Source organism: Sphingomonas paeninsulae, from assembly GCF_003660165.1.
Lineage (GTDB): Bacteria > Pseudomonadota > Alphaproteobacteria > Sphingomonadales > Sphingomonadaceae > Sphingomonas_O > Sphingomonas_O paeninsulae.
Window position 1 is genome coordinate 275,681 of sequence record NZ_CP032829.1, and the last position, 24,355, is coordinate 300,035.

Here is a 24,355-nt window from a genome sequence, read left to right on the forward strand (position 1 = left end):
ATCAGCGTTGGTCGATCCTGTTTCCGCGACGTGGTGGATCGTCAGAACAGTGCTCCGGCAGCAGCATTGGACCATGCGCCGAGCCACGGAATAGCCAGATAGCCCAAGACGATGAACGCAGCGAACACGGCGATCAAACCGTTTTCAATGCGGCTTGCCGCTGGGGCGAAGTCAGTCGCAGGAGGATCGAAATACATCGTTTTGATGATTTTGAGATAATAGAATGCGCCGATTACCGAGGACGCGATACCGACGGCGGCGAGCGGGGTTAGGCCCGCTGCAACCGCGGCGTCGAAAACCACGAACTTAGCCCAGAAACCGAACAACGGCGGGATACCTGCCAGTGAGAACATGAAAATCGCGAGCGCAGCGGCCAAGCCTTTTCGACGTTGCGACAGACCCGACAGGCTGGCGATGCTCTCAACATGGTTTCCGTTGGTATCGCGCATTTGCAGGACGCACAGGAACGAGCCGAGTGTCATCACGACGTAGATCGCCATGTAGGTCAGAACAGCCGATGCTCCTTCGCGCGTTCCTGCTGCAAGGCCGACCAACGCGAAACCGACGTTGTTGATCGACGAATAGGCGAGCAGGCGTTTTATGTTGGTCTGGCCGATTGCTCCGACTGCGCCAAGGATGATCGAGGCGAGCGAGGCGAAGATAACGATCTGGCGCCAGTCGCCCGTTGCCGAACCCATTGCCACCATCGACACGCGCACGAGCAACGCGACGGCCGCTACTTTCTGAGCAGTGGCAAACAGCATCGTGACCGGCGTCGGCGCGCCTTCATAAACGTCGGGGGTCCACATATGGAATGGGACTGCGGCGATTTTGAAGGCGATGCCGGCAAACACGAACACGAGGCCAAAAAGTTGGCCGGTCGTCGTCATCGATCCTGCGCCGAATGCCCGCGCGATGCCCTCATAGCCGGTGGTGCCGGTGAAACCGTAAACGAGCGAGATGCCGTAAAGCAGGATGCCGCTGGCGAGTGCGCCAAGGACGAAATACTTAAGGCCCGCTTCGGCCGAACGCGTGTCGCGGCGCATGAAGCTGGCAAGGACGTAGGACGCAAGGCTCTGCAATTCGAGGCCGATGTAGAGCGTCAATAAGTCGGTTGCCGACACCATCATGCCTGCACCCGCGGTCGCCAGGAGGATCAGCACCGGATATTCCGCACGCAGGCGTTCGTGGGCGACGCCGTTGCCCCCGAAAAAGCGTGGGGCGACAATGATGCAGACTGCGGTTGTGGCGTAGATTAGGATTTTGGCAAACGCTCCAAAAGCATCGGCGCGATACAGGCCGTTAAAGGCAGTCCCACCATCGCCGGCCGGCCCCAGCAGCGCAAATCCGGCAGCCGCGAGCAACGCAACCGCCCCGATACTGATCGCAGGAGTAGCTTCATCGCCACGCCATGCCGCGACGAGCATCAGGACAATCGCTCCGATCGACAGGATCAGTTCGGGAAGCGTGAAAAGGAGCTGGTTCATTTTGCGTGCTCCGCGCCGGTTTCATGTCCGACAGCGGCCTTTGTATGGGTCGAGACGGCGAGTTTGGCGTCACTGCCTGGATTGGCGCGTTCGATACGCGCGACCAGAGTGCCCACATCGCGGCGCATCGGTGCCATAAAGCTTTCAGGATAGATACCCATCCACAGAACCGCGAGGGCAATGGGGAGGAGAATCGCTACTTCGCGCCTGGAAAGATCGGGCATCGCGGCGGCGTCCGGACCAGCAGCAGTGCCATAAATGATCCGACGATAAAGGTAGAGCATATATGCCGCGCCGAGGATGATACCGGTGGTCGCGACGAATGCGACCCAGCTCGAGATCTGATAAACACCGATCAGGCTGAGGAATTCGGCAACGAAACCGCTGGTGCCGGGAAGGCCGACCGACCCCATAGTGAACAGCATGAAGAAAAGCGCATAGCCCGGCATATTGTTCGCCAGCCCGCCGTAACGTGCGATCTCGCGCGTGTGGAGACGGTCGTAAATCACGCCAACGCACAGGAACAAGGCTGCGGAAATCAGACCGTGACTCAGCATCATCATCATCGCGCCTTCGATACCCTGACGGTTGAAGGCGAGCAGGCCAATGGTCACGAACGCCATGTGGGCGACGGACGAATAAGCAATCAGCTTCTTCATGTCGGTCTGAACCAGCGCGACAAGCGAGGCATAGACAATGGCGATCATCGATAGGCCCATGACGAGCCAGAACCAGTAAGCCGACGCTTCTGGAAACATCGGCAGCAGGAAACGGATGAAACCATAGCCACCCATTTTGAGCAGCACGCCCGCGAGGATGACCGAACCGGCTGTCGGTGCCTGTACGTGTGCGTCGGGCAACCATGTGTGGACCGGCCACATCGGCATTTTGACGGCGAACGATGCGAAAAAGGCGATCCACAGCCATACTTGCGCTTGCGGAGAGAAGTTGAACTCCATCAGCACGGGAATGCTGGTGGTGCCGGCTTCGCGCGCCATCCACAACATCGCTATCAGCATCAGAACCGATCCGAGCAACGTGTAGAGGAAAAATTTATAGCTGGCGTAAATGCGGTTTGCGCCGCCCCATATACCGATGATGAGATACATCGGAATAAGGCCAGCTTCGAAGAAAATGTAAAACAAGAACAAATCCTGGCTCACGAAAACGCCGATCATCAGCGCCTCCATCAGCAGGAATGCCGCCATATATTCCGGCACGCGATCGGTGATCGCTTCCCATGATGCGGCGATGCAGACCGGCATCAGGAAGACGCTGAGCATGATGAGCATCAGCGCGATGCCGTCGATACCGAGCGCCCATGAAAAGCGCCCAAACAGCGGAATGTTCTCAACAAACTGCCACTGGGCACCCGCCAGATCGTAATCCGCCCATAGGCCAATGCCGAGGCCAAGATCGGCCAGCGTTGCGATGAGGGCAATCCAGCGCGCGGTGTTCGCATTGGTATAAAGGCACGCCACCGCTGCAAGGAGTGGGAGTGCGATCATGATCGTGAGGATAGGGAACCCGTTCATCGTGTCATCGCCCAGGTCGCGGCTGCGGCAAGGCCCAGCAGCATGACCAGTGCATAGGTGTAGAGATAGCCAGACTGAAGTTTCGCAGCGAGTTTGCCGCCACCGACCACCACCGCCGCAGCGCCGTTCGGGCCGAAGCGGTCGATCGTTTTCTCGTCACCGCGGTGCCAGAAGAACCGGCCAAGGGCAAAGGCGGGAACAACGAACAGCAGGTGATACAGCTCGTCGAAATACCATTTGTTGAGCAGGAATTTATAGAGGCCCTGGAACGTGTCGGTGAACTTCTTCGGGATGCTGGTGTCGGCAATATAGGCCCACCAAGCAATTCCAAACCCTGCAAACATGGCGATCGTAGCCGATAGCTTCACCCACAACGGCACGCCCTCCATCGCTTCCATCAGGTGAGCATTGAATGAGAGGCTCCCATTCCAGAACTCTGCGCCACGTTCAGCACCAAGAAACTGGTGGTGGAACAGATACCCGGCAAAGATCGCTCCGAGGCTCAACACGACCAAGGGAATCATCATGGTCAGCGGGCTTTCGTGCGGGTGATAGCCTGCGGTGCCTTCGACGGTCTTGACGTGGTGCGGGCCGGAGCCTGCCCCTTCTGCGGCGTGGTCGTCATGACCGCGTGTGTCATGAACCGCGTGCTGAATATGCTCGCTGCCTGCCCAGCGGGGTTTGCCCCAGAAGGTCAGGAACATCAGGCGCCATGAATAGAAGCTGGTGAGCAATGCGGCAAATACACCGACTGCGAAAGCGATGCCGCCCGCTTCGCCACCATGGGCGTAGGCGGCTTCAATGATGGCGTCCTTTGAATAGAAACCGGCGAACCCGAACACTTCCTCGAAACCGAGGCCCGTGATCGCAAGAGTTCCGGCCAACATCGCATAGAAAGTGTACGGGATCTTCTTCCGCAAGCCACCGTAGAAGCGCATGTCCTGTTCATGGTGCATCGCGTGGATGACTGACCCTGCGCCAAGGAACAACAGCGCCTTGAAGAAAGCGTGGGTGAACAGGTGGAACATGGCGGCATTGAACGCGCCCACGCCCGCTGCAAAAAACATATAGCCGAGCTGCGAACAGGTCGAATAGGCAATGACGCGCTTGATGTCGGTCTGGGTCGTGCCGACAGTCGCGGCAAAAAACGCAGTCGCGGCACCAACCAGGGTGACGACGGTCATTGCAGTCGGGCTAACCACGAACATCGGCGACAGGCGGCACACCATAAAGACGCCTGCCGTGACCATCGTCGCAGCATGGATGAGCGCGGAAACGGGCGTCGGGCCCTCCATTGCGTCAGGAAGCCATGTGTGCAGTCCGAGCTGTGCCGATTTACCCATCGCGCCGACGAACAGCAGCAGGCAGAGCAATGTCATCGTATCGACGCTGCCACCGAGGAAGCCGATGGTGGTTCCGGCCATGCCGGGGGCAGCGGCGAGGATCGCTGGAATCGAAACCGTGCCGAACACCAGGAACGTGCCAAAAATACCGAGCGAGAACCCGAAGTCACCAACGCGATTGACAACGAATGCCTTTATCGCAGCCGCGTTGGCGGTCGGCTTTTGATACCAGAAACCGATAAGCAGATACGATGCCAAGCCGACGCCTTCCCAACCGAAGAACATCTGGACGAGATTGTCGGCGGTCACGAGCATGAGCATCGCAAAGGTGAACAATGAGAGATACGCAAAGAAGCGCGGCTGGCTGTCGTCCTCAGACATGTAGCCCCAGCTATAAAGGTGGACGAGCGCAGAGACAGTGGTGATGACGACGAGCATCACCGCAGTCAGCGTATCGACACGAAGGCTCCAATCGACGCTGAGATTACCCGAGCGGATCCAATCAAGGACTGGAATGACCTGAGCGACGCCAGTGCCGTTCAAATAGGTTGCAAACGTAATCCACGCGATGATGCAGGAAATGAACAAGCCCGCCGTGGTGACGATCTTGGTCCCGAACAGTCCGAGATAATTGCGTCCCAGACCGCCGACGAGCGCCGTCAGCAGCGGCAGGAATACCATCAGTTTTATAAGCATCAGCCGTGCATCCGATTGACGTCATCGACCGCGATTGTCGCACGGCTGCGGAAATATATGACGAGGATGGCAAGGCCGATGGCCGCCTCCCCCGCAGCAACAGTCAGCACGAACATCGCGAAAACCTGACCAACAAGGTCATTCAAAAATGCGCTGAAGGCGACGAAATTGATATTCACCGCGAGCAGGATGAGTTCGATCGACATCAGGATGATGATAAGGTTCTTGCGATTGATAAAGATGCCGAGCACCCCCAGCACGAACAAGATCGCGCTGACCGCGACGTAATGATGCAATCCAATCACAATTCCACCCCTGAGCCGACGCCCTGCCCCTTGACGATCCGAACTGCATCCTGAGGACGACGACGGACCTGCGACGAAATATTCTGCGGCTTGGTGCCCCCACGCGCACGATGCGTAAGGACAATGGCACCGATCAGGGCAACCAGCAGGACCAAACCTGCGCCTTCGAAAATATACAAATAGCGTGTGTAGATCAGCAAGCCGATCGCTTCGGTATTCGGTACCTCTGCAATGATCGGCGAGACGCGGTTGGCGAGGACGATACCGCCCGCTTTCCAGGCGAATGTCGCGATCAGGATTTCGGCGATCAGCACAACGGCAATAAGCAGCCCAAGCGGCAGATATTTCGTGAATCCCGTCCGCATTTCCGAAAAGTCGATGTCGAGCATCATGACAACGAAAAGGAACAGCACCGCAACCGCGCCTACGTAAACGATGACGAGCAACATCGCGATAAATTCAGCACCGATAATGAGCATCAAACCCGCGGCGTTGAAGAACGCGAGAATCAGCCACAGCACCGAATGGACCGGATTGCGCGCGGTGATTGTCAGCAGCGCCGAAAGCACGACGACAAATGCGAACAAGTAAAAGGAGAGTATCTGGATCACTTTGCCGCGCCCCTATCGATACGGCGCATCGGCGGCAAGGTTCGCGGCGAGGACGCGTTCCCAGCGGTCGCCGTTATCGAGCAGCTTCGATTTGTCGTAGATAAGTTCCTCGCGCGTTTCGGTCGAATATTCGAAATTCGGCCCCTCGACGATGGCATCAACGGGACAGGCTTCCTGGCAGAGGCCGCAGAAGATGCACTTGGTCATGTCGATGTCATAGCGCGTGGTACGACGACTGCCATCTTCGCGAGGTTCGGCCTCAATCGTGATGGCCTGCGCGGGGCAAACTGCCTCACACAGCTTGCACGCAATGCAGCGTTCTTCGCCATTCGGATAACGACGCAGCGCATGTTCACCCCGGAAACGCACCGACAACGGGTTCTTTTCGTAGGGGTAGTTGATCGTCGCCTTAGGCTTGAAGAAATACTTCAGGGTCAGCCAATGCGCCTTCAGGAACTCCCAAAGCGTGAACGATTTGATGAGGTGCGCGATCATGCCGAATACCTGAAAATCATGAGATAGCCCGAGATGATGACCACCCAGAGCAGCGAAAGTGGCAAGAAGATTTTCCAGCCCAATCGCATGAGCTGGTCATAGCGGTAGCGGGGAACGGTGGCTTTGATCCAGCTGAAGATGAAGAAGAACAGCAGGATTTTCGCCAGCAGCCAGACGATGCCGGGAACGTAATAGAGCGGTGCCCAGTCGATCGGAGGCAGATAGCCGCCCCAGAACAGAATCGCGTTGAGCGCACACATCAGCAACACGTTGGCATATTCGCCGAGCCAGAACAGCGCAAAGCTCATCGACGAATATTCGGTCTGGTAACCGGCGACGAGTTCCGATTCAGCCTCTGTCAGATCGAAAGGCGCGCGCGCGGTTTCGGCCAATGACGAGATAAGAAAGACAACCGCCATCGGCAGGAACAGTGGATTGAAACCAAAACCGTTGGTGATCCAGAGGTGGTGGCGCTGCGCCTCGACGATGCCCGACAGGTTGAATGTACCCGACCAGAGCACGACCGAGATCAGAACGAAGCCAATGCTGACTTCGTAGCTGACCATCTGGGCGGCGGCGCGCAGGGCGGAGTAGAACGGATATTTCGAGTTGGACGACCAGCCTGCAATGATCACGCCGTAAACGCCCAATGACGATGCCGCGAGAATGTAGAGCAATCCGACGTTGATGTCGGCCAGCACGACGCCAGCCTGCCACGGAATTACCGCCCAGACGATCAGCGCAACGGTGAAGGTCAGGATCGGTGCGAGCAGGAAAAGGCCGCGATTGGCCGAGGTCGGGATGATCGTTTCCTGGAGAAAAACCTTCAGGCCATCGGCGAAAGATTGCAGCAGGCCAAACGGCCCGACGACGTTAGGACCTTTGCGCAGAGCCATCGCCGCCCAGATCTTGCGATCGGCGTAGATGATCATGGCGACGGCGAGCATCAACGGCAGCGCAATCACGAGGATGTACGCGACGTGTGCGACCAGCCAACCGAAGTTGAAGCCGAGTTGGTTTTGAAGCCAGACGGTCACTCAGCTGCCTCCAAGATGTCGGCACCATGGACGATTTCAGCCGAACATTGCTGCATCGTCGGACTTGCGCGGCAAATCGCGTTTGTCAGGTAGAAATCCTTGATTGGATAGCCCGCGATCGTGCCGGTTGGCTTGGCGGGCAATTTGGGTACGGACCAACCATAGTTCGCGAGACCTTCGACTGCCAAGGCAGGAACTTCGGCAAACATCGCGGAGCGGAGAGCGTCGTATGTGTCGAACGGCAGTTTGTGACCGAGAACATCGGACAACGCACGCAGGATCGCCCAGTCTTCACGCGCGTCGCCCGGTGGGAACACCGCGCGCTCACCGCGCTGGACCCGGCCTTCGAGATTTACGTAGGTGCCGGGCTTTTCCGCGTAGCTGGCGCCGGGAAGGACAACGTCCGCCGCCGCTGCGCCTGCATCACCGTGATGGCCGATATAAACTTTGAACGACACCCCGAATTGACTCCAGTCGACTTCGTCTGCGCCGAGCGCGAAGACGAGTTTGGCCGAGGTTAGCGCGGCGATGCCGGTCGATTGCGCGTAGCCGAGCATCAGGCCACCCATACGCGCGGCGGAGAAATGCAGGACGTTGAAACCGTTCCAGCCTTCACGAACTAAGTTAAACTGGCTGACGAGTGCGAGTGCGGCACCATGAACACCGTCGATCTTCAACACGCCGCCGCCGACAATGACTGCCGGGCGCTCAGCTTTCGTGAGCGCATCGGCAAGAGCGGCGGGAAGTTTAGTAAGGATGCCGGTATCTGCTCCCAGCCATGTCGCCTTGTAAGTCAGGTCGGTCTGTGGCCCGATGGCAAAAACCTTGGCGCCACGCTTGATCGCTTTACGGATACGGGTGTTCACGAGCGGCGCTTCCCAGCGCAGGTTTGTGCCGATCAGCAGGATGACGTCGGCGCGCTCAATACCCGCTATGGTCGTGTTGAAGTTAACCGCGCTGAGCGAGGACGTATCGTAGGTCAGGCCGGTTTGGCGACCTTCGAGCAACGACGACCCCATCGACCGAACGAGCGCCTTGGCCGCGTACATCGTCTCGCAATCGAGCAGATCGCCAGCAACGGCGGCGACACTGTTACCAGCGTTCACTGCTGCGATTGCGCCGAACGCTTCTTCCCAAGTCGCTTCAACCAGCTTGCCGTTGGCGCGGACGAACGGACGATCGAGGCGCTTGCGAACCAAACCATCGACCGCATGGCGAGTTTTGTCGGAGGACCACTCTTCGTTCACATCTTCGTTGATACGCGGCAATGAGCGCAGCACCTGACGACCGCGAGAGTCGAGCCGAATGTTGGTGCCAACCGCGTCCATCACGTCGATTGCGGTTGTCTTTTTCAACTCCCAAGGACGCGCTTCGAACGCATAAGGTTTGCTGGTCAGCGCGCCAACCGGACAAAGATCAACCACGTTACCCGAGAGTTCGGACTGGATCGCGTGTTCCAGATAGGTTGTGATCTGCATGGATTCGCCACGACCGATTGCACCGATATCCTCGACGCCAGCAACTTCTTCGGCAAAACGGATGCAGCGCGTGCACTGGATGCAGCGCGTCATCACCGTCTTGACGATCGGCCCCATGTATTTTTCGGTGACCGCGCGCTTGTTTTCCAGATAGCGCGAGTTGCCCTTGCCGTAAGCAATCGACTGATCTTGCAGGTCGCATTCGCCGCCTTGATCGCAAATTGGGCAATCCAGCGGGTGGTTGATGAGGAGGAACTCCATCACCCCTTCGCGCGCCTTTTTAACCATCGGCGAATCCGTGCGGATGTCCTGACCATCGGCAGCCGGGAGGGCGCACGATGCCTGTGGCTTCGGCGGTCCGGGCTTCACTTCGACAAGACACATCCGGCAGTTGCCCGCGATGGACAGCCGCTCATGATAGCAAAAGCGCGGAATTTCCTTGCCCGCGGCTTCACAAGCCTGAAGCACGGTTGCGCCAGCGGGGACTTCGACTTCGACGCCGTCGACTGTGAGTTTAGGCATTACGAGTTACCCACTGAATTCAGAAACAAAGCCATCACTCCGCCGCCTCCAGCAAAGCCGGACCGCCACGCTCAATGATGCGACGTTCGATCTCAGGGCGAAAATGCTTGATCAGCCCCTGAATCGGCCACGCAGCAGCATCGCCGAGCGCGCAGATCGTGTGGCCTTCGACTTGCTTGGTGACTTCCTGAAGCAGATCGATTTCGCTGATGTCGGCATCACCTGTCCGCAGGCGTTCCATGACGCGCCACATCCAGCCTGTGCCTTCGCGGCAAGGCGTGCACTGGCCGCAGCTTTCGTGTTTGTAGAAGTAGGATAGACGAGAGATGGCGCGAACGATGTCTGTGGACTTGTCCATCACGATCACCGCTGCGGTGCCGAGCCCGGAACCGACAGCTTTCAGACCGTCAAAATCCATTGGCGCATCAATGATTTGCGATGCCGGAACCAGCGGCACCGACGATCCGCCGGGGATGACCGCGAGCAGATTGTCCCAGCCACCGCGAACACCACCGCAATGTTTTTCGATGAGTTCGCGGAACGGGATGCCCATAGCGTCTTCGACGACGCAGGGTTTGTTCACATGGCCCGAAATCTGGAAAAGCTTTGTGCCTTCGTTCTTCGGGTTGCCGATACCCGCAAACCATGCCGCGCCGCGCCGCAGGATCGTTGGCACGACCGCGATGCTTTCGACGTTGTTGACCGTCGTCGGGCAGCCGTACAGTCCTGCACCCGCCGGGAATGGCGGTTTCAGGCGGGGCTGGCCCTTTTTGCCTTCGAGGCTTTCGAGCATCGCGGTTTCTTCGCCGCAGATGTACGCGCCCGCGCCACGATGGACAAACACGTCAAAATCATAGCCCGAACCGCAGGCGTTCTTGCCGATGAAACCCTGATCATAAGCTTCGGCGACAGCGGCAAACAACACTTCGGCTTCGCGGATATATTCGCCGCGAATGTAGATGTACGCGGCGCGCGCGCGCATCGCGAAACCGGCGATCAGCGCGCCTTCGATCAACTTGTGCGGATCATGGCGGATGATCTCGCGATCCTTGCAGCTGCCGGGCTCGGATTCATCGGCGTTGATGACGAGGAAGTTCGGGCGACCGTCCTTCGGCTCCTTGGGCATGAACGACCATTTCATGCCGGTCGGGAAACCCGCACCGCCGCGACCGCGCAGGCCAGATGCCTTCACGTCCTCGATGATCTGGTCCTGCCCGCGCGCCATAATTCCCTTGGTCCCGTCCCAATCGCCGCGTTTTTGCGCGGAGGGGAGGTTCCAGGGCTGGAAGCCGTACAGGTTGGTGAAGATGCGGTCCTTGTCGTCAAGCACCGGCCATCTCCTTCAATGTCGTCGGGCCACCTTCGGGGCAGCTCGTCTTGCGGTCGATCTGTGGACCCGGCTTGGTCGGCTGATCATGGAGCAGCGCGTCGAGCACAGCGATAGTCTTATCGTAATCGAGGTCTTCGTAATTATCGTCGTTGATCTGAACCATCGGCGCGTTGGCGCAGGCACCAAGGCATTCGACTTCAGTCAGCGTGAACATGCCGTCGGGGGTAGTCTTGCCCTTCGACAGGCCTTTGTTCTTGCACGCGGCCAACACATCGTCCGAACCGCGCAACATGCACGGCGTCGTGCCGCAAACCTGCACATGATAACGTCCAACCGGCGCGATGTTGTACATCGTGTAGAAGGTCACAACCTCATAGGCGCGCATATAGGGCATACCGAGCAGTGTCGCGACGAACTCTATTACGGGCACAGGGAGCCAGCCCTGTGTCCTGGTTTCGGCACCGACCTGACGCTGGGCAAGGTCGAGCAGCGGCATGACCGCCGATTGCTGACGACCGGGCGGGTAGCGCGCGATGATGCCGTCGGCGATCGCGACATTCGCTTCGGTCCACGCGAAATTTCCCCAGCGTGCGCGGGTTTCGGCTTCGTTGGGAATATGGGCTGCGTCACTCATCGGTCACACTCCCCGAACACGATGTCCATGGCGCCGAGAACGGCGGTGGCGTCGGCGAGCATGTGGCCTTTGAGCATGAAATCCATTGCCTGAAGGTGGCTAAAAGCGGTTGGGCGAATTTTGCAGCGATAGGGTTTGTTGGTGCCGTCGCTGACCAGATAGACGCCGAATTCGCCCTTGGGGCTTTCAGTGGCGACATAGACTTCGCCTGCCGGCACGTGGAACCCTTCAGTATAAAGTTTGAAATGATGGATCAGTGCTTCCATCGAGCGCTTCATTTCGGCGCGCTTTGGCGGCACGACCTTGCGGTCCTCGCTGGCAATCGGGCCTTCGGGCATCTCGTTCAAGCACTGTTTCATGATGCGTGCCGACTGACGGACTTCCTCGACGCGGACCATGAAGCGGTCGTAGCAATCGCCGCGCGTGCCGACAGGAACGTCGAAGTCCATTTTGGCATAGGCGTCATAGGGCTGCGACTTACGCAGATCCCATGCGATGCCCGAACCGCGCAACATCGGGCCGGAGAAGCCCCATTTCACCGCGTCGTCCTTGCTGACAATGGCGATATCGACGTTGCGCTGTTTGAAGATGCGGTTGTCGGCGACAAGCGAGATCGCGTCTTCGAACAGACGCGGCAGGCGGGTGTCGAGCCAGTCGGCAATGTCAGTCAGCAGTTTCAGGGGAACGTCCTGATGGACGCCACCGGGCCGGAAATAGGCGCTGTGCATCCGTGCGCCGCTCGCGCGTTCGAAGAAGTTCATGCAGTCTTCGCGGATTTCGAACAGCCACAGGTTCGGCGTCATCGCGCCGACGTCCATGACGTGACTGCCGAGATTAAGCATATGGTTCGAGATGCGCGTCAGTTCGGCGAAGAACACGCGAAGATACTGGGCACGGGCCGGGACTTCGAGGTCGAGCAATTTCTCGATCGCGAGGACGTAGCTATGCTCCATGCAGAGCGGCGAGCAGTAATCGAGACGGTCGAAATACGGCAGCGCCTGCAGATACGTCTTATATTCAATCAGCTTTTCGGTGCCGCGATGGAGCAGGCCGATATGCGGATCGCAGCGTTCGACGATCTCGCCGTCGAGTTCCATGACAAGGCGGAGAACGCCGTGCGCGGCGGGATGCTGCGGGCCGAAGTTGATCGTGTAATTCTGGATCGCGACGTCGCCCGGAGTCGGGTCGGCAGCATCGGATTCATGCATCATTGCTTGGATATGGTCAGCCATTACGCCTCACCCTTTGGCTTGCGAACACGCTTTGGTTTGGCGGTTTCGGGCGGTGGCACGGCTGTACCTTTGGTCGCGCGGGGCTTGGCGGCTTTTTCAGCAGAAGTCCCTGCCCCGGTTTGCGCTGGCGTGTCGGTAGTTTTAGGCGTCGACGATGGAGGCGCGGCCACCACGGCGTCGGCTTTCTTGATCTCGTCAGCCTTGAGTGGCGTGGGTGCGCCCTTTGCTTCGGGTACGGCTGCTTTCTCATCGCCCGGCAGCGCGTACTCGGCCCCCTCCCACGGTGAAAGGAAGTCGAATGTTCGGAAATCCTGCGCCAGCTTCACAGGCTCATAGACGACACGCTTTGCTTCTTCGGAATAGCGGAGCTCGACATAGCCAGTCAGCGGGAAATCCTTGCGCTGAGGATGGCCGCGGAAACCGTAATCCGTGAGGATGCGACGGAGGTCGGAATTGCCGCTGAACAACACGCCGTACATGTCGAAAACTTCGCGCTCCAACCAGCCAGCGACCGGCCATAGACCGGTTACCGAAGGAACGGCCAGCGTGTCGTCGGTAAGGACTTTGACGCGGATGCGGTGGTTTTTCGTCAGCGACAGGAGATGATAGACAACCTCGAAGCGCAGTTCGCGCTCAGGGTAATCTACGCCTGCGATCTCCATAAGCTGCTGATAATGTAGCTCATCGCGCAGGGTGGTCATTACGGCCACGAGTTCATCACGGGCAACGGTCAGCGTAACTTCACCGACGAGATCGACGGCATCAGTCATCGACGCGCCAAGCGCAGCGCGTGCGGCGTCGATTACGCCAACATTGGGGGCATAAGCGGGAGCGCTGCTAATCACCGTTCGATCGTCCCGACACGCCGGATTTTCCGCTGCAACTGCATAATGCCATAGAGCAATGCCTCAGCCGTGGGCGGACAACCGGGGACATAAATATCCACGGGCACGATCCGGTCGCAGCCGCGAACGACGCTATAGCTATAGTGGTAATAGCCGCCGCCATTGGCACAACTGCCCATCGAGATGACGTATTTCGGTTCCGACATCTGGTCGTAAACCTTACGCAAAGCGGGAGCCATTTTGTTGCAGAGCGTGCCCGCGACGATCATCACGTCCGACTGACGCGGTGATGCGCGGGGTGCCGCGCCAAAGCGTTCGAGGTCGTAGCGCGGCATATTCACATGGATCATTTCAACCGCGCAGCACGCGAGGCCGAACGTCATCCACCAGAGCGATCCGGTACGTGCCCAGTGAAACAGATCCTCGGTCGAAGTGACGAGGAAGCCCTTGTCGGTCAGCTCGCCGTTCAGGTCATTGAAAAACCCAACGTCGGCGCCCTTGGAAGGCTGGTTCGCATACGGCACCCCGGTGGGCACCGCTGGGGTGAGTTCTACTCCCATTCGAGTGCGCCTTTCTTCCACGCATAAGCATAACCGAGCATTAGTTCGGCAAGGAATACCATCATCGCCGCCCAACCTTCCCAACCGATGCCGTGCAACGATACGGCCCAGGGAAACAGGAAGGCGGCTTCGAGATCGAAAATGATAAACAGGATCGCGACCAGATAGAAACGCACGTCGAACTGACTGCGGCTATCCTCGAAGGCTGGGAAGCCACACTCGTACTCAGTCAGCTTTTCCGGGTCGGTTTGTGCGACCCGGTGAAGCGCGACGCGACCATTGGGAGAAATACAAACGCGCTCGACAATAGAAGCGCGATGCCGAGAAACAGCAGGATCGGCAAATATCCGGCTGCGGCTCCGAAAATCGGCGATGCCATGAAACGCGACTCCGTGGGTGGGCAGATGCGCCCTTCAAGCGGCGGCTTTAGGCCAGCGTTTTCCCCTTCGCAAGCGCAGCAGGCGAGGTTCCGCTACAGTCGCGGCATTGATCCGTTTCGTGAGTTCAGCCACTCCTTAGCTGAGGGAGTATGAGTAATGATTCGTGCAATAATGACTACAGTGGTCACGATGACTGCATTTACGGGGCAGCGCAGGCCGAACAGGTCGCTGCAACCAATCCAACCGCCATTGTACAAGCGCTTCAGAGTGCGGGATATCAAGCGAAACTGGGCAAAGATGGCACCAACGATCCGCTGATCCGCAGCAGCTCTTCAGGGAAAGCGTTTCAAGTTTATTTTTACGGCTGCACCAAAAATATCGCATGCAAGTCGGTTCAGTTCAGCGCGAGCTATGACGACGGCAAGCCGCCTCTGTCGCGTATCAATGAATGGAACGCCAGCAAGCGTTGGGGACAGGCCTTCACGCAGGACAGCGGATCGGCGCGCATTCAGATGGACGTCGATCTGGAACAGGGCGGCATGAGCACCGCGCTGTTCGTCGACAATCTGGAATATTGGGTCGCGACGATGGCTTCGTTCGAAAAGTTCATCGCGGAGGATTAGAGGGAAGTGGGGCTTCGCGCCTTAGCGCAGAGCCCCGCCAACAATTTGTGCAGCTTGGAATGCATGACATCGTTGGCAGCAAGGAACTCGCTGCGTTCCATCGAACGATCGCCACCACGGAAATCGGTGACGAAACCGCCAGCTTCGCGGACGAGCAACATTCCGGCGGCGACATCCCAGGGTTGGAGGTCGCTTTCCCAAAACCCGTCGAAGCGACCGGCAGCAACCCATGCAAGGTCGAGCGTCGCCGCGCCGAAGCGGCGGATACCAGCGACTTCGGGAGCAATGGCGCCGAAAATGCGGCTCCATTGCGCGCCGTCACCGTGACCGAGAAAAGGAATGCCGGTTGCGATCAGGGAATCAGCGAGGTCGCGACGTGACGAAACACGCAGACGTCGATCCATCAGCCAGGCACCCCTGCCCTTTTCAGCCCAGAAACTTTCGTCGGTCAGTGGCTGGTAAATCAGCCCGGACGTAATCTCGCGCTTACCGTTCAGCATAGGCTCTTCGACCGCGATCGAGATCGAAAAATGCGGGATACCATGCAGAAAGTTGCTGGTGCCATCGAGCGGATCGACAATCCAGCGCGGCTTGGTCGGATCGCCGGGGATTTCACCGCTTTCTTCCATCAGCAACGCCCAGTCGGGGCGCGCGTGGTTGAGTTCCGTGTAGATCGCATCTTCGGCCCGCTTGTCGGCCATCGACACGAAATCGGCTGGCCCCTTACGGCTGACCTGTAACTGCTGGACTTCATTGAAATCGCGACGGAGACGTGGTGCAGCCTTGCGGACTGCGCGGTCCATGATCGTCATTAAGCCGGAATGGGATACCATGACTCAGCCTTCTGCCCGCTTCACATAGGTCTGCTCATAAACATCAACCACGATCCGCGTGCCCGCACCAATGTGTGGCGGGACCATGACGCGGATGCCATTCTCAAGCACCGCGGGCTTGTACGATGACGACGCCGTCTGCCCCTTAACAACCGCATCGGCTTCGACGATCAGCGCCTCGATCGTGTCCGGCAACTGAACCGAAATCGGTTTGTCGTCATAGGTTTCCATGACAACATCCATACCGTCCTGAAGGAACGCCGCCGCATCGCCAAGGATACCGCGATCAAGCGTGACCTGATCATAGTTCTCCTTGTCCATGAACGTCAGTGCGTCGCCATCGGCGAACAGGAACTGGAAATCTTTGGTGTCGAGGCGAACTTTCTCAACCGTCTCTGCGCTGCGAAAGCGGATGTTGTTCTTGCGCCCGTCGATCAGGTTTTTCAGTTCGACCTGCATATACGCGCCGCCCTTACCCGGCTGCGTGTGCTGGATTTTCACCGCGCGCCACAGACCATTTTCATATTCGAGGATATTGCCGGGACGGATTTCGACCGCGTTGATCTTCATGGATTACACCTATGGCCCGGGATGCGGGAGCGTTGGAACTTCAAAGAGCGAGCGCGCGCCTCTAGCGGGTCGGCGCTTTTCCGGCAAGGTATGGATATGGATCGACCGACGTGCCCTCGTACCATTTGTCCGTCGGCGTCATATTATGAATGGCGAAATGCAGATGTGGCGCACCCCGATCGGCATCGCCGGTACTCCCAACGAAAGCGATCATTTCACCCTGAGCAACCACCTGTCCCTCGCGCAGCCCATCAACATAGCGATCGAGATGGGCGTAATAATGTGACTGTTTGCCGTCTAGCGTGCGCACATAAATCGTGTGGCCGCCGTCTTTGCTGTCAAACAGTTTTTCCACTCGGCCCGCGCTAGCGGCCAGTACCGGCGTGCCCTTTGGAGCCGTAATGTCGATCGCCCGATGATCGCGCGTTCCGCCTGCGCGGGGATCGGCATAGGTTTCGGTCAGGGCGCTGCGAGCAACCCCGACCACGGGGATCACCAACGACCGCGCGCCACCATTTTCGACAGAGGCGTCTGCCGCTCCGCTGTTCGGCGTGGTCCATTTAACGGGATGCACCAGAAACAGGAAGCCGCCGATGACGACCGCAATGACTGTCAGAAACAGCCACCCGATACGGTTCACAGTGAGACCTCGATCATGGTTGGAAGACCGCCGGCACGCCCGATTTCACCATTAGGGCAAGGCGGGCCGCATCCCAGTTGGTCAGCCGAATGCAACCATGGCTTTCTGCACGACCTATCGTTTCCGGTGACGGCGTACCGTGGATACCGTAATGCGGCTTTGACAGGTCGATCCAGACGACACCTACAGGACCGTTGGGACCGGGAGGCAAAGTCGCCTTTTCGTCTTTGTTATCGGCGTCCCAGAACAGCGACGAATTATAATGGAATTTGGGATTGTAGGAGATTCCCTTGATCGTCCACTTGCCGATCGGCAGCGGATCATGGGTCGATCCCATCGTAGCGGGGAATTGAGCAACGAGCCTGTTGTTATCGTCGTAAACCTTCAACACGCTTTCGGATTTATCGACCACAATCCGCTTTGCCCTGGGCTGAATCGCACCAACGTTCAGAGATTTGAGCGTTGCGAGCCAAGTCGCATCTTTCACATCATAAGCGCGCGACGTCGGCAGCGCGTTGGGGAACACCATCCGGGTACCAACGCTTAGCTGTGTGTCGGGCGCATTGAGCGCGACCAGCGTGGCGGGGGTGGTGTGAAAGCGTTCAGCCAGCGCTTCGATCGCGTTGCGATAGCCCAGCGCAGGAAGCTTTGCCTGTTCAAGCGGATCCTTGGGCAGCGGATTTGCAAATGGTCCCGCAAGCACATCGGCGTTGAGGGGCAACGTGACGGTTGGCCGCCAGTTTCGATACGGGTACAGAGCTTTCAGAGTGGCGGCGTCAACCTTGCCCGTGATTTTCAGGTTGTTAGCAGTCTGAAATCCTTTCAGTGCCGCGACGAGCGACTGACCGCCCTTTCCATCCAAAACTCCCGGCGCGAAGCCAAGCTTGTCGAGGATCACCTGCACATGAAGTACGGACCGATCAAGCGCCGGCTGCTGGACCACAGGCGGTGCCGCGCGACTGACAGTGGCAAGAAGAAGTGCGCCAAGCGCAATGACGATCTTTTTCACGAAATCCCCTGAACCGAAGTACAAGACTGCAAACGATCGATTTCGGATTTCGTTTCGCGACAGAAGGAAACGACGCGTCGGTTTTGTCCAAGACACGCCCCAGCGAAGGGATATTTTGTCGATTATGGATATTTCGCCCGCCAGGAACGATCCTCACGAGGCATTGGCCGCTGGTCGCTTCGGCGAAACATGCGCACTTGCCCGTAAGCACGGTGCGATGCCCGATCCCCATGCCTTTGCGCAGCGCTTTGTCGCCAGCTATCGTTATGCCAGCGAGGGCTGTGGTGAATCAGCCCCGCATGACAGCAGCAAATGCGCGGACTCGCTCAGCAGGGTCGCCTGACCAGATCGCACTACTGACCGCAAGGAAGTCGGCACCCGCCTCTACCAACGGGCGGGCGTTGTCCGGGGTAATTCCACCAATTGCCACGCAGGGCGCACCGAACAAAGTCTGCCACCATGTCAGGATCGCGTGGTCGGGACGATGCTGAGTTTCCTTGGTCGTCGTTGGATAGAATGCGCCGAAAGCGACATAATCCGCCCCCGCCTCTCCCGCTTCCATCGCGAGGTGGCGGCTGTCATGGCATGTCACGCCGATCTGCGCTTCCTTGCCGAGTATCTCGCGAGCTTCGCGGGGGTCGCCGTCGTCCTGCCCCAGATGAACCCCATCCGCACCAAGCCGCTTTGCAAGGCCGATGCTGTCGTTGATGATGAAAGCCACTTCGGCGTCGGCGCAGGCACGCTGGAGCGGTGGCGCCAGCGCAGCGATCGCGTGGTCGTCGATACCCTTCAGACGGAGCTGGAACGCCGCGACCCCGCCTTCACCAAGCGCACGGATAAGTTGCTCGGTAAAAGCGGCATCGATCGTCGGTGGCGATATCAGATAAAGCTGGCAGGCCGGACGTCGCTCACGCGCAAAACGCTCACCGAAATCGGCTCCGAGCGGCGGCAGGTCGTCTTCGTTGCCGCTTTCTTCGATCACTCTTCGCCCTTGTAGATACGAACAAGCTTATCAAGCATTGCAAGCGCATCGGCACGGGGCCGCTGGAAAGTGTTGCGACCGATAATCGAGCCATTGCCGCCGCCGTCGCGGATGTCGCGCGCGTCCTGGTAAATAGCGTCTGCTCCCTTGGCAGCACCGCCAGAGAACACCAGGATCCGGCGACCGGCAAAGCTGGACTGCACGACATGGGCAACACGCTTGGCCTGAGTCGACCAGTCGCCGTCTTTATAGGCGGCCTTCGCCTCTTCCTGTTCGATATGGTCAGTGGGGAGCTTAACCTTGATGATGTGCGCGCCGAGCAATGCTGCCATGTGCGCGGCATAGGCACCGACATCGAGAGCGAGTTCGCCCGCCTTGCTCAGCTTGCCGCCGCGTGGATAGGACCAGATTACCGTCGCGATGCCAACGGCCTTTGCCTGCGCCGACATTTCGCGGATTTCTTCCATCATCTCGAACACGTCATCCGAACCCGGATAGATCGTGAAGCCGATTGCAGCGCAGCCGAGGCGCAACGCATCGTCGACCGTGCTGGTGACTGCCTGATCGATTGCTGAGGCCCAGCTGTTCGATGAATTGACCTTCAGGATCGTGGGGATCTGGCCGGCAAAAGTGTCGGCACCCGCTTCAAGCATTCCCAGCGGAGCGGCATAGGCGGACAGCCCTGCGTCAATCGCAATCTGATAATGATAATGGGGGTCATAGGCGGGAGGATTGATCGCAAAGCTGCGGGCAGGGCCGTGTTCGAAGCCCTGATCGACGGGCAGGATGACCAATTTGCCTGTGCCGCCGAGCTTTCCCTGCATCAGGATGCGCGCAAGATTGCCCTTCGTACCCGGGTTGTCGGATTCGTAGTTCGCCAAAATGGCTTTGACAGTTGGCGTCATCGTCGTTCCTCGGAATATGAATTGGATCTCGGCGCGAATAGCGAATCCATTGCTGCGCCGCAACTTGGGGCTAGGTTCAGGTCAATGCCGCCACTCCGGGAAGCTCGCGCCCTTCCATCCATTCGAGGAAGGCACCGCCCGCGCTCGACACGAAAGTAAACTCGTCTGCACACCCCGCCTGATTGAGCGCGGCGACGGTATCGCCCCCACCTGCAACCGAAACCAGTGATCCGTCCCGTGTAAGGGCCGCCGCAGTACATGCGAGCGCAACGGTGGCGGTATCGAACGGCGGGGTTTCGAAGGCGCCCAGCGGGCCGTTCCAAACCAATGTACGACAGTTCTTCAGAACATCGCCAAGCGCTTCGACTGCCGCAGGTCCAATGTCCAGAATCATCTCGTCGGGTGCAACTTCGTGGACGTTGATCGTCCTGATCGGCGGATTGGTGCAAAATTCTTTTGCTACCACGACATCATAGGGGAGATGAACGGTGCAACCGGCTGCATCTGCTGCGTCGAAAATGCGGTTTGCGGTATCAATCAGATCATGCTCGCACAGGGACTTACCGACATCGACACCGCGCGCTGCCAGAAAGGTGTTCGCCATTCCGCCGCCGATAATCAGGTGATCGACCTGCTTCACAAGATGTTCGAGAACGGCCAGCTTGGTCGAAACCTTTGCCCCTCCGACGACGGCGGCAACAGGATGCTCTGGCTTACCAAGCGCCTTTTCAAGCGCGTCGAGTTCGGCTTCCATTGCTCGTCCGGCAAACGCGGGCAGCTTGTGAGCAAGGCCTTCGGTCGAAGCGTGAGCGCGGTGCGCCGCCGAAAATGCGTCGTTGACGTAAAAGTCGCCCGATTTTGCGAGTTCATCGACAAATGCCGGATCATTCGCTTCCTCGCCGGCATGGAAGCGGGTGTTTTCCAAAAGCGCGATGGCACCGGGTTGCAGCAACGCCAACGCAGAGGCCACGCTGTCGCCGATACAATCGCTGACGAACATCACTTCGCGACCCAGCAAGCTGGCGAGGCGATTGCACATCAGCGCGGTCGAAAGGCGGGGATCACCGCCGGGTCGAGGGCGACCGATGTGCGTCAGAACCAGGACAATCGCCCCCGCATCCGACAGCTCAGCCAGCGTTGGAACAGCAGCACGCAACCTGCTGTCATCAGTGATCTTTGCGCCATCCATCGGCGCGTTCAGATCCTCTCGAACGAGCACCCGCTTGCCACGAACATCGCCGATGTCGTCGAGAGTCCTGAACGCTTTCATAGTCAGATCAACTTGCCGATTGCGCCTGCGGTATCGACCATGCGGTTTGAAAAGCCCCATTCGTTGTCATACCAGCTAACAACGCGAACGAGCTTGCCGCCGATGACTGCGGTTTCGAGGCTGTCCACCGTCGAAGAGACGGGGTTGTGGTTGAGATCGACCGAAACGAGCGGTTCATCGGTATAGGCAAGAATGCCCTTCAACGGGCCGGATTCGGACGCAGATTTCAGAATCTGGTTGACCTCTTCCTTCGTCGTCTCACGCGATGGCACGAATGTCAGGTCGATGAGGCTGACGTTGGGCGTCGGGACGCGGACAGCGGAACCGTCTAGCTTGCCCTTCAATTCAGGAAGAACCTCGCCAACTGCACGGGCTGCACCCGTCGTCGTCGGGATGATCGACATGCCTGCGGCACGGGCGCGGCGCATATCGGGGTGGATCTGATCGAGGATTTTCTGATCGTTTGTATAGGCGTGGATGGTCGTCATCAGACCGTGTTCGATACCAACCGAATCGTTCAGCACCTTGGCGACAGGTGCAAGGCAGTTCGTGGTGCATGATGCGTTCGACACGATAACATGCTCGCCGGTCAGCTTGTCATTGTTGACGCCGAACACAACGGTCAGATCGACACCCTTGCCCGGAGCCGAGATCAGCACGCGCTTTGCGCCAGCGTCCAGATGCTTCTGAGCATCGGCACGGTCTGTAAAAAACCCTGTGCATTCAAGAGCTATGTCGACGTTATTTGCAGCGTGAGGAAGGTTTGCAGGGTCACGCTCAGCCGTAACTTTGATGCGCTTGCCGTCGATGATGAGATCATTGCCATCGGCTGCGACGCTGCCGGGATAGGCACCGTGAACCGAATCCCGCTTGAACAGCATGGCGTTCGATTTCGCGTCGGCAAGGTCGTTGATCGCAACGAGTTCGAGGCCACAATCAGGCCGCTCTAGGATGGCACGTGCGACGAGACGACCGATGCGCCCGAACCCGTTGATCGCAACTTTAACCGTCATCAGTTGGTATTCCCTTCGAGTTTATTGATAATCTGCGGCGTGATCGCATCTGCGGTCAGACCAAAATGCTTATATAGGTCTTCGATCGGCGCCGATGCGCCGAAGCTGTCCACGCCGAAGCGCAGGCCGTCACGAATATAGCGTTCCCAGCCAAAGGTGGTGCCCGCCTCGATCGACACACGCAGGGGACCGTCCGGCAGCACTTCGTCGCGATAAGCCTGTGATTGCGAATGGAAATTCTCCCAGCTTGGCAATGAAATCACATCGGCACCAATCCCATGTTCTTCCAGACGGTCGGCAATTTCGATCGCCAGCGAAACCTCAGACCCAGTGGCAAGCAGCAGGACACGCCGCGCCGCATTGGCACGGCGGAGTACATAACCCCCCTTGGCACACAAATTTTCCTCAACGTTGACACGCAGTTGCGGCAAGTTCTGACGCGACAGCGCGAGGAGCGAAGGGCCGTCTTTGCGCGCTAATGCCAGCGCCCAGCACTCCGCGACTTCCACTGCATCGCAAGGACGATAGACATGGAGGTTCGGGATCATCCGCAACGACATGACATGCTCGATCGGCTGATGCGTCGGGCCATCCTCGCCCAACCCGATCGAATCATGCGTCATCACATAGACGACCCGCGTCTCCTGCAACGCCGACAACCGGATCGCGGCCCGGCAATAATCAGAAAACACCAGGAACGTGCCGCCATAGGGAATGAGGCCCCCATGAAGCGCCATGCCGTTCATTGCTGCAGCCATGCCGAATTCGCGGATGCCATAATAGATATAGCGGCCAGAATAATCGTCTTTGGTCAGTGGCTTGGTCGCCGGTGTTTTGGTATTGTTCGAACCCGTAAGATCGGCCGAACCACCAATCGTTTCAGGCATTGCAGCAGTAATCGCCCCAAGCGCCATCTCCGACGATTTGCGTGTCGCCACATTGGCAGGCTTGGCGATCAATTCGGCAAGATAAGCCTCTATTGCAGGAGCGCCAGCAATCTCGCCGTTCATACGACGTGTGAACTCGGCAGCATTGGTATCCGCGGCGAGCCGCGCTTCCCATGCCGTGCGCGCATCCACGCCACGCTTTCCGAAACTGCGCCATTCCTGCAAAACATCGTTAGGAATGACAAACGGTGCGTCGGGCCATGCCAGCGTTTCGCGAGCGGCGGCAATTTCCGCCGCACCCAATGCGGCACCATGCGTTGCCGAAGTGCCCTGCTTATTTGGGGCACCCTTGCCGATGATCGTGCGGCAAGCGACCAGTGTAGGCCGTGGGTCAGCAATTGCGGCGTCGAACGCGCGCGCGATATCGATCGAATCATGGCCATCGCAGCTTTCGACATGCCAACCGCTTGCCCGGTAACGCGCCGGTATATCTTCGCTTGTGGAAAGGCTTGTCGCGCCGTCGATGGTTATGCGATTATCGTCCCACAATACGATCAATCGTCCAAGTCCGAGATGCCCGGCCAGCCCAACCGCTTCGTGGTTGATGCCCTCCATCAGGCAGCCATCGCCAGCGATCACCCATGTATGATGATCGACAATCGGATCGCCAAACACAGCGTTGAGGTGGCGTTCTGCGATTGCCATGCCGACTGCCGTGGCAAACCCCTGCCCCAGCGGTCCGGTTGTCGTCTCGATTCCGGCCAGTTCGAAATTCTCCGGGTGGCCGGCGCATGGGCTGCCGAGCTTACGGAAATTGCGAATGTCGTCGATCGTCGGCGCTTCATACCCCGTCAGGTACAGCGTCGCGTAAACGAGCATCGACCCATGCCCTGCCGACAGGACGAACCGGTCGCGATCAGGCCATTTCGGGGCTTGCGGATCGAACTTCAGATATTTTGAGAATAATACTGTGGCGACGTCGGCCATACCCATCGGCATTCCAGGATGGCCTGAATTGGCGGCCTCCACTGCATCCATCGCAAGGGCACGGATCGCGTTGGCAAGTCTGCCCGGCGTAACGCTCATTATATTATCGCATCCCAATTGTCTCGAGTCGCTCAGATGCGACGGCG

At 58.5% G+C, this 24,355-nt stretch carries 23 protein-coding genes and 1 pseudogene; 1 reads left to right on the plus strand and 23 read right to left on the minus strand.

Annotation, left to right across the window (positions count from 1 at the left end; genetic code table 11):
- Window positions 1-41: 41 nt before the first annotated feature.
- The 14 genes and pseudogenes from nuoN to ndhC form a co-directional block, all read right to left on the minus strand.
- Window positions 42-1,487: an NADH-quinone oxidoreductase subunit NuoN gene (gene nuoN, locus D3Y57_RS06700; RefSeq protein ID WP_121152339.1), complete on the minus strand. Its 1,446-nt coding sequence runs from the start codon at window positions 1,485-1,487 to the stop codon at window positions 42-44.
- Window positions 1,484-3,022 (minus strand): NADH-quinone oxidoreductase subunit M, encoded by a 1,539-nt coding sequence (locus D3Y57_RS06705; RefSeq protein ID WP_121152340.1) that lies wholly within the window; start codon window positions 3,020-3,022, stop codon window positions 1,484-1,486. The genes nuoN and D3Y57_RS06705 overlap by 4 nt, the downstream gene beginning before the upstream one ends.
- The gene (gene nuoL / locus D3Y57_RS06710) at window positions 3,019-5,061 is read right to left on the minus strand and encodes an NADH-quinone oxidoreductase subunit L (protein WP_121152341.1); all 2,043 of its coding nucleotides are present in this window, start codon (window positions 5,059-5,061) and stop codon (window positions 3,019-3,021) included. The genes D3Y57_RS06705 and nuoL overlap by 4 nt, the downstream gene beginning before the upstream one ends.
- Window positions 5,061-5,366 (minus strand): NADH-quinone oxidoreductase subunit NuoK, encoded by a 306-nt coding sequence (gene nuoK / locus D3Y57_RS06715; protein ID WP_121152342.1) that lies wholly within the window; start codon window positions 5,364-5,366, stop codon window positions 5,061-5,063. The genes nuoL and nuoK overlap by 1 nt, the downstream gene beginning before the upstream one ends.
- A complete protein-coding gene (locus tag D3Y57_RS06720; RefSeq protein WP_121152343.1) occupies window positions 5,363-5,977 on the minus strand; it encodes an NADH-quinone oxidoreductase subunit J in 615 nt (204 codons plus the stop codon). Before D3Y57_RS06720 ends, nuoK begins: the two co-directional genes overlap by 4 nt.
- 12 nt (window positions 5,978-5,989) lie before the next feature.
- On the minus strand, window positions 5,990-6,472 hold the full coding sequence (gene nuoI, locus D3Y57_RS06725; protein ID WP_121152344.1) for an NADH-quinone oxidoreductase subunit NuoI: 483 nt from the start codon (window positions 6,470-6,472) through the stop codon (window positions 5,990-5,992).
- Window positions 6,469-7,509 carry an NADH-quinone oxidoreductase subunit NuoH gene (nuoH, locus tag D3Y57_RS06730; protein ID WP_121152345.1) on the minus strand — a complete coding sequence of 347 codons (1,041 nt, stop codon included), beginning with the start codon at window positions 7,507-7,509 and terminating at the stop codon, window positions 6,469-6,471. The genes nuoI and nuoH overlap by 4 nt, the downstream gene beginning before the upstream one ends.
- A complete protein-coding gene (nuoG, locus tag D3Y57_RS06735) occupies window positions 7,506-9,509 on the minus strand; it encodes an NADH-quinone oxidoreductase subunit NuoG (RefSeq protein ID WP_121152346.1) in 2,004 nt (667 codons plus the stop codon). The genes nuoH and nuoG overlap by 4 nt, the downstream gene beginning before the upstream one ends.
- Before the next feature lie 34 nt (window positions 9,510-9,543).
- A complete protein-coding gene (gene nuoF, locus D3Y57_RS06740; RefSeq protein WP_121152347.1) occupies window positions 9,544-10,839 on the minus strand; it encodes an NADH-quinone oxidoreductase subunit NuoF in 1,296 nt (431 codons plus the stop codon).
- The gene (locus tag D3Y57_RS06745; RefSeq protein ID WP_121152348.1) at window positions 10,832-11,473 is read right to left on the minus strand and encodes a complex I 24 kDa subunit family protein; all 642 of its coding nucleotides are present in this window, start codon (window positions 11,471-11,473) and stop codon (window positions 10,832-10,834) included. Before D3Y57_RS06745 ends, nuoF begins: the two co-directional genes overlap by 8 nt.
- Window positions 11,470-12,705 carry an NADH-quinone oxidoreductase subunit D gene (locus D3Y57_RS06750; RefSeq protein WP_121152349.1) on the minus strand — a complete coding sequence of 412 codons (1,236 nt, stop codon included), beginning with the start codon at window positions 12,703-12,705 and terminating at the stop codon, window positions 11,470-11,472. Before D3Y57_RS06750 ends, D3Y57_RS06745 begins: the two co-directional genes overlap by 4 nt.
- Entirely contained in the window at window positions 12,705-13,550 is an 846-nt protein-coding gene (locus tag D3Y57_RS06755; RefSeq protein WP_239025969.1) for an NADH-quinone oxidoreductase subunit C, read from the minus strand. The genes D3Y57_RS06750 and D3Y57_RS06755 overlap by 1 nt, the downstream gene beginning before the upstream one ends.
- Window positions 13,547-14,110, minus strand: coding sequence for a NuoB/complex I 20 kDa subunit family protein (locus D3Y57_RS06760; RefSeq protein ID WP_121152350.1), 564 nt, complete (start codon window positions 14,108-14,110; stop codon window positions 13,547-13,549). The genes D3Y57_RS06755 and D3Y57_RS06760 overlap by 4 nt, the downstream gene beginning before the upstream one ends.
- Window positions 14,101-14,489: pseudogene (gene ndhC / locus D3Y57_RS06765) on the minus strand (NADH-quinone oxidoreductase subunit A). Before ndhC ends, D3Y57_RS06760 begins: the two are co-directional and overlap by 10 nt.
- A 150-nt stretch (window positions 14,490-14,639) precedes the next feature.
- On the opposite strand from ndhC, the gene D3Y57_RS06770 reads away from it, so the two are divergent.
- Entirely contained in the window at window positions 14,640-15,113 is a 474-nt protein-coding gene (locus tag D3Y57_RS06770) for a YbjN domain-containing protein (RefSeq protein WP_121152351.1), read from the plus strand.
- Here D3Y57_RS06770 and D3Y57_RS06775 read toward each other — a convergent pair.
- From D3Y57_RS06775 to tkt, 9 genes are all read right to left on the minus strand, one after another.
- Window positions 15,110-15,946, minus strand: a complete 837-nt coding sequence (locus D3Y57_RS06775) for an inositol monophosphatase family protein (protein WP_121152352.1) — start codon at window positions 15,944-15,946, stop codon at window positions 15,110-15,112. The genes D3Y57_RS06770 and D3Y57_RS06775 overlap by 4 nt on opposite strands.
- A gap of 3 nt (window positions 15,947-15,949) precedes the next feature.
- Window positions 15,950-16,516 (minus strand): elongation factor P, encoded by a 567-nt coding sequence (gene efp / locus D3Y57_RS06780; protein WP_121152353.1) that lies wholly within the window; start codon window positions 16,514-16,516, stop codon window positions 15,950-15,952.
- A 61-nt stretch (window positions 16,517-16,577) separates the two neighbouring features.
- Entirely contained in the window at window positions 16,578-17,156 is a 579-nt protein-coding gene (locus D3Y57_RS06785) for a M23 family metallopeptidase (RefSeq protein WP_121152354.1), read from the minus strand.
- A gap of 13 nt (window positions 17,157-17,169) precedes the next feature.
- Window positions 17,170-18,165 carry a L,D-transpeptidase family protein gene (locus tag D3Y57_RS06790; protein ID WP_121155560.1) on the minus strand — a complete coding sequence of 332 codons (996 nt, stop codon included), beginning with the start codon at window positions 18,163-18,165 and terminating at the stop codon, window positions 17,170-17,172.
- A gap of 289 nt (window positions 18,166-18,454) precedes the next feature.
- Window positions 18,455-19,147 carry a thiamine phosphate synthase gene (thiE, locus tag D3Y57_RS06795; RefSeq protein ID WP_430739025.1) on the minus strand — a complete coding sequence of 231 codons (693 nt, stop codon included), beginning with the start codon at window positions 19,145-19,147 and terminating at the stop codon, window positions 18,455-18,457.
- On the minus strand, window positions 19,144-20,052 hold the full coding sequence (locus tag D3Y57_RS06800) for a class I fructose-bisphosphate aldolase (protein WP_121155564.1): 909 nt from the start codon (window positions 20,050-20,052) through the stop codon (window positions 19,144-19,146). Before D3Y57_RS06800 ends, thiE begins: the two co-directional genes overlap by 4 nt.
- Before the next feature lie 76 nt (window positions 20,053-20,128).
- Window positions 20,129-21,322 (minus strand): phosphoglycerate kinase, encoded by a 1,194-nt coding sequence (locus D3Y57_RS06805; RefSeq protein WP_121152355.1) that lies wholly within the window; start codon window positions 21,320-21,322, stop codon window positions 20,129-20,131.
- Window positions 21,323-21,324: 2 nt separating this feature from the next.
- Window positions 21,325-22,335: a type I glyceraldehyde-3-phosphate dehydrogenase gene (gene gap, locus D3Y57_RS06810; protein ID WP_121152356.1), complete on the minus strand. Its 1,011-nt coding sequence runs from the start codon at window positions 22,333-22,335 to the stop codon at window positions 21,325-21,327.
- A complete protein-coding gene (gene tkt, locus D3Y57_RS06815; RefSeq protein ID WP_121152357.1) occupies window positions 22,335-24,308 on the minus strand; it encodes a transketolase in 1,974 nt (657 codons plus the stop codon). The genes gap and tkt overlap by 1 nt, the downstream gene beginning before the upstream one ends.
- Between the last annotated feature and the right edge of the window lie 47 nt (window positions 24,309-24,355).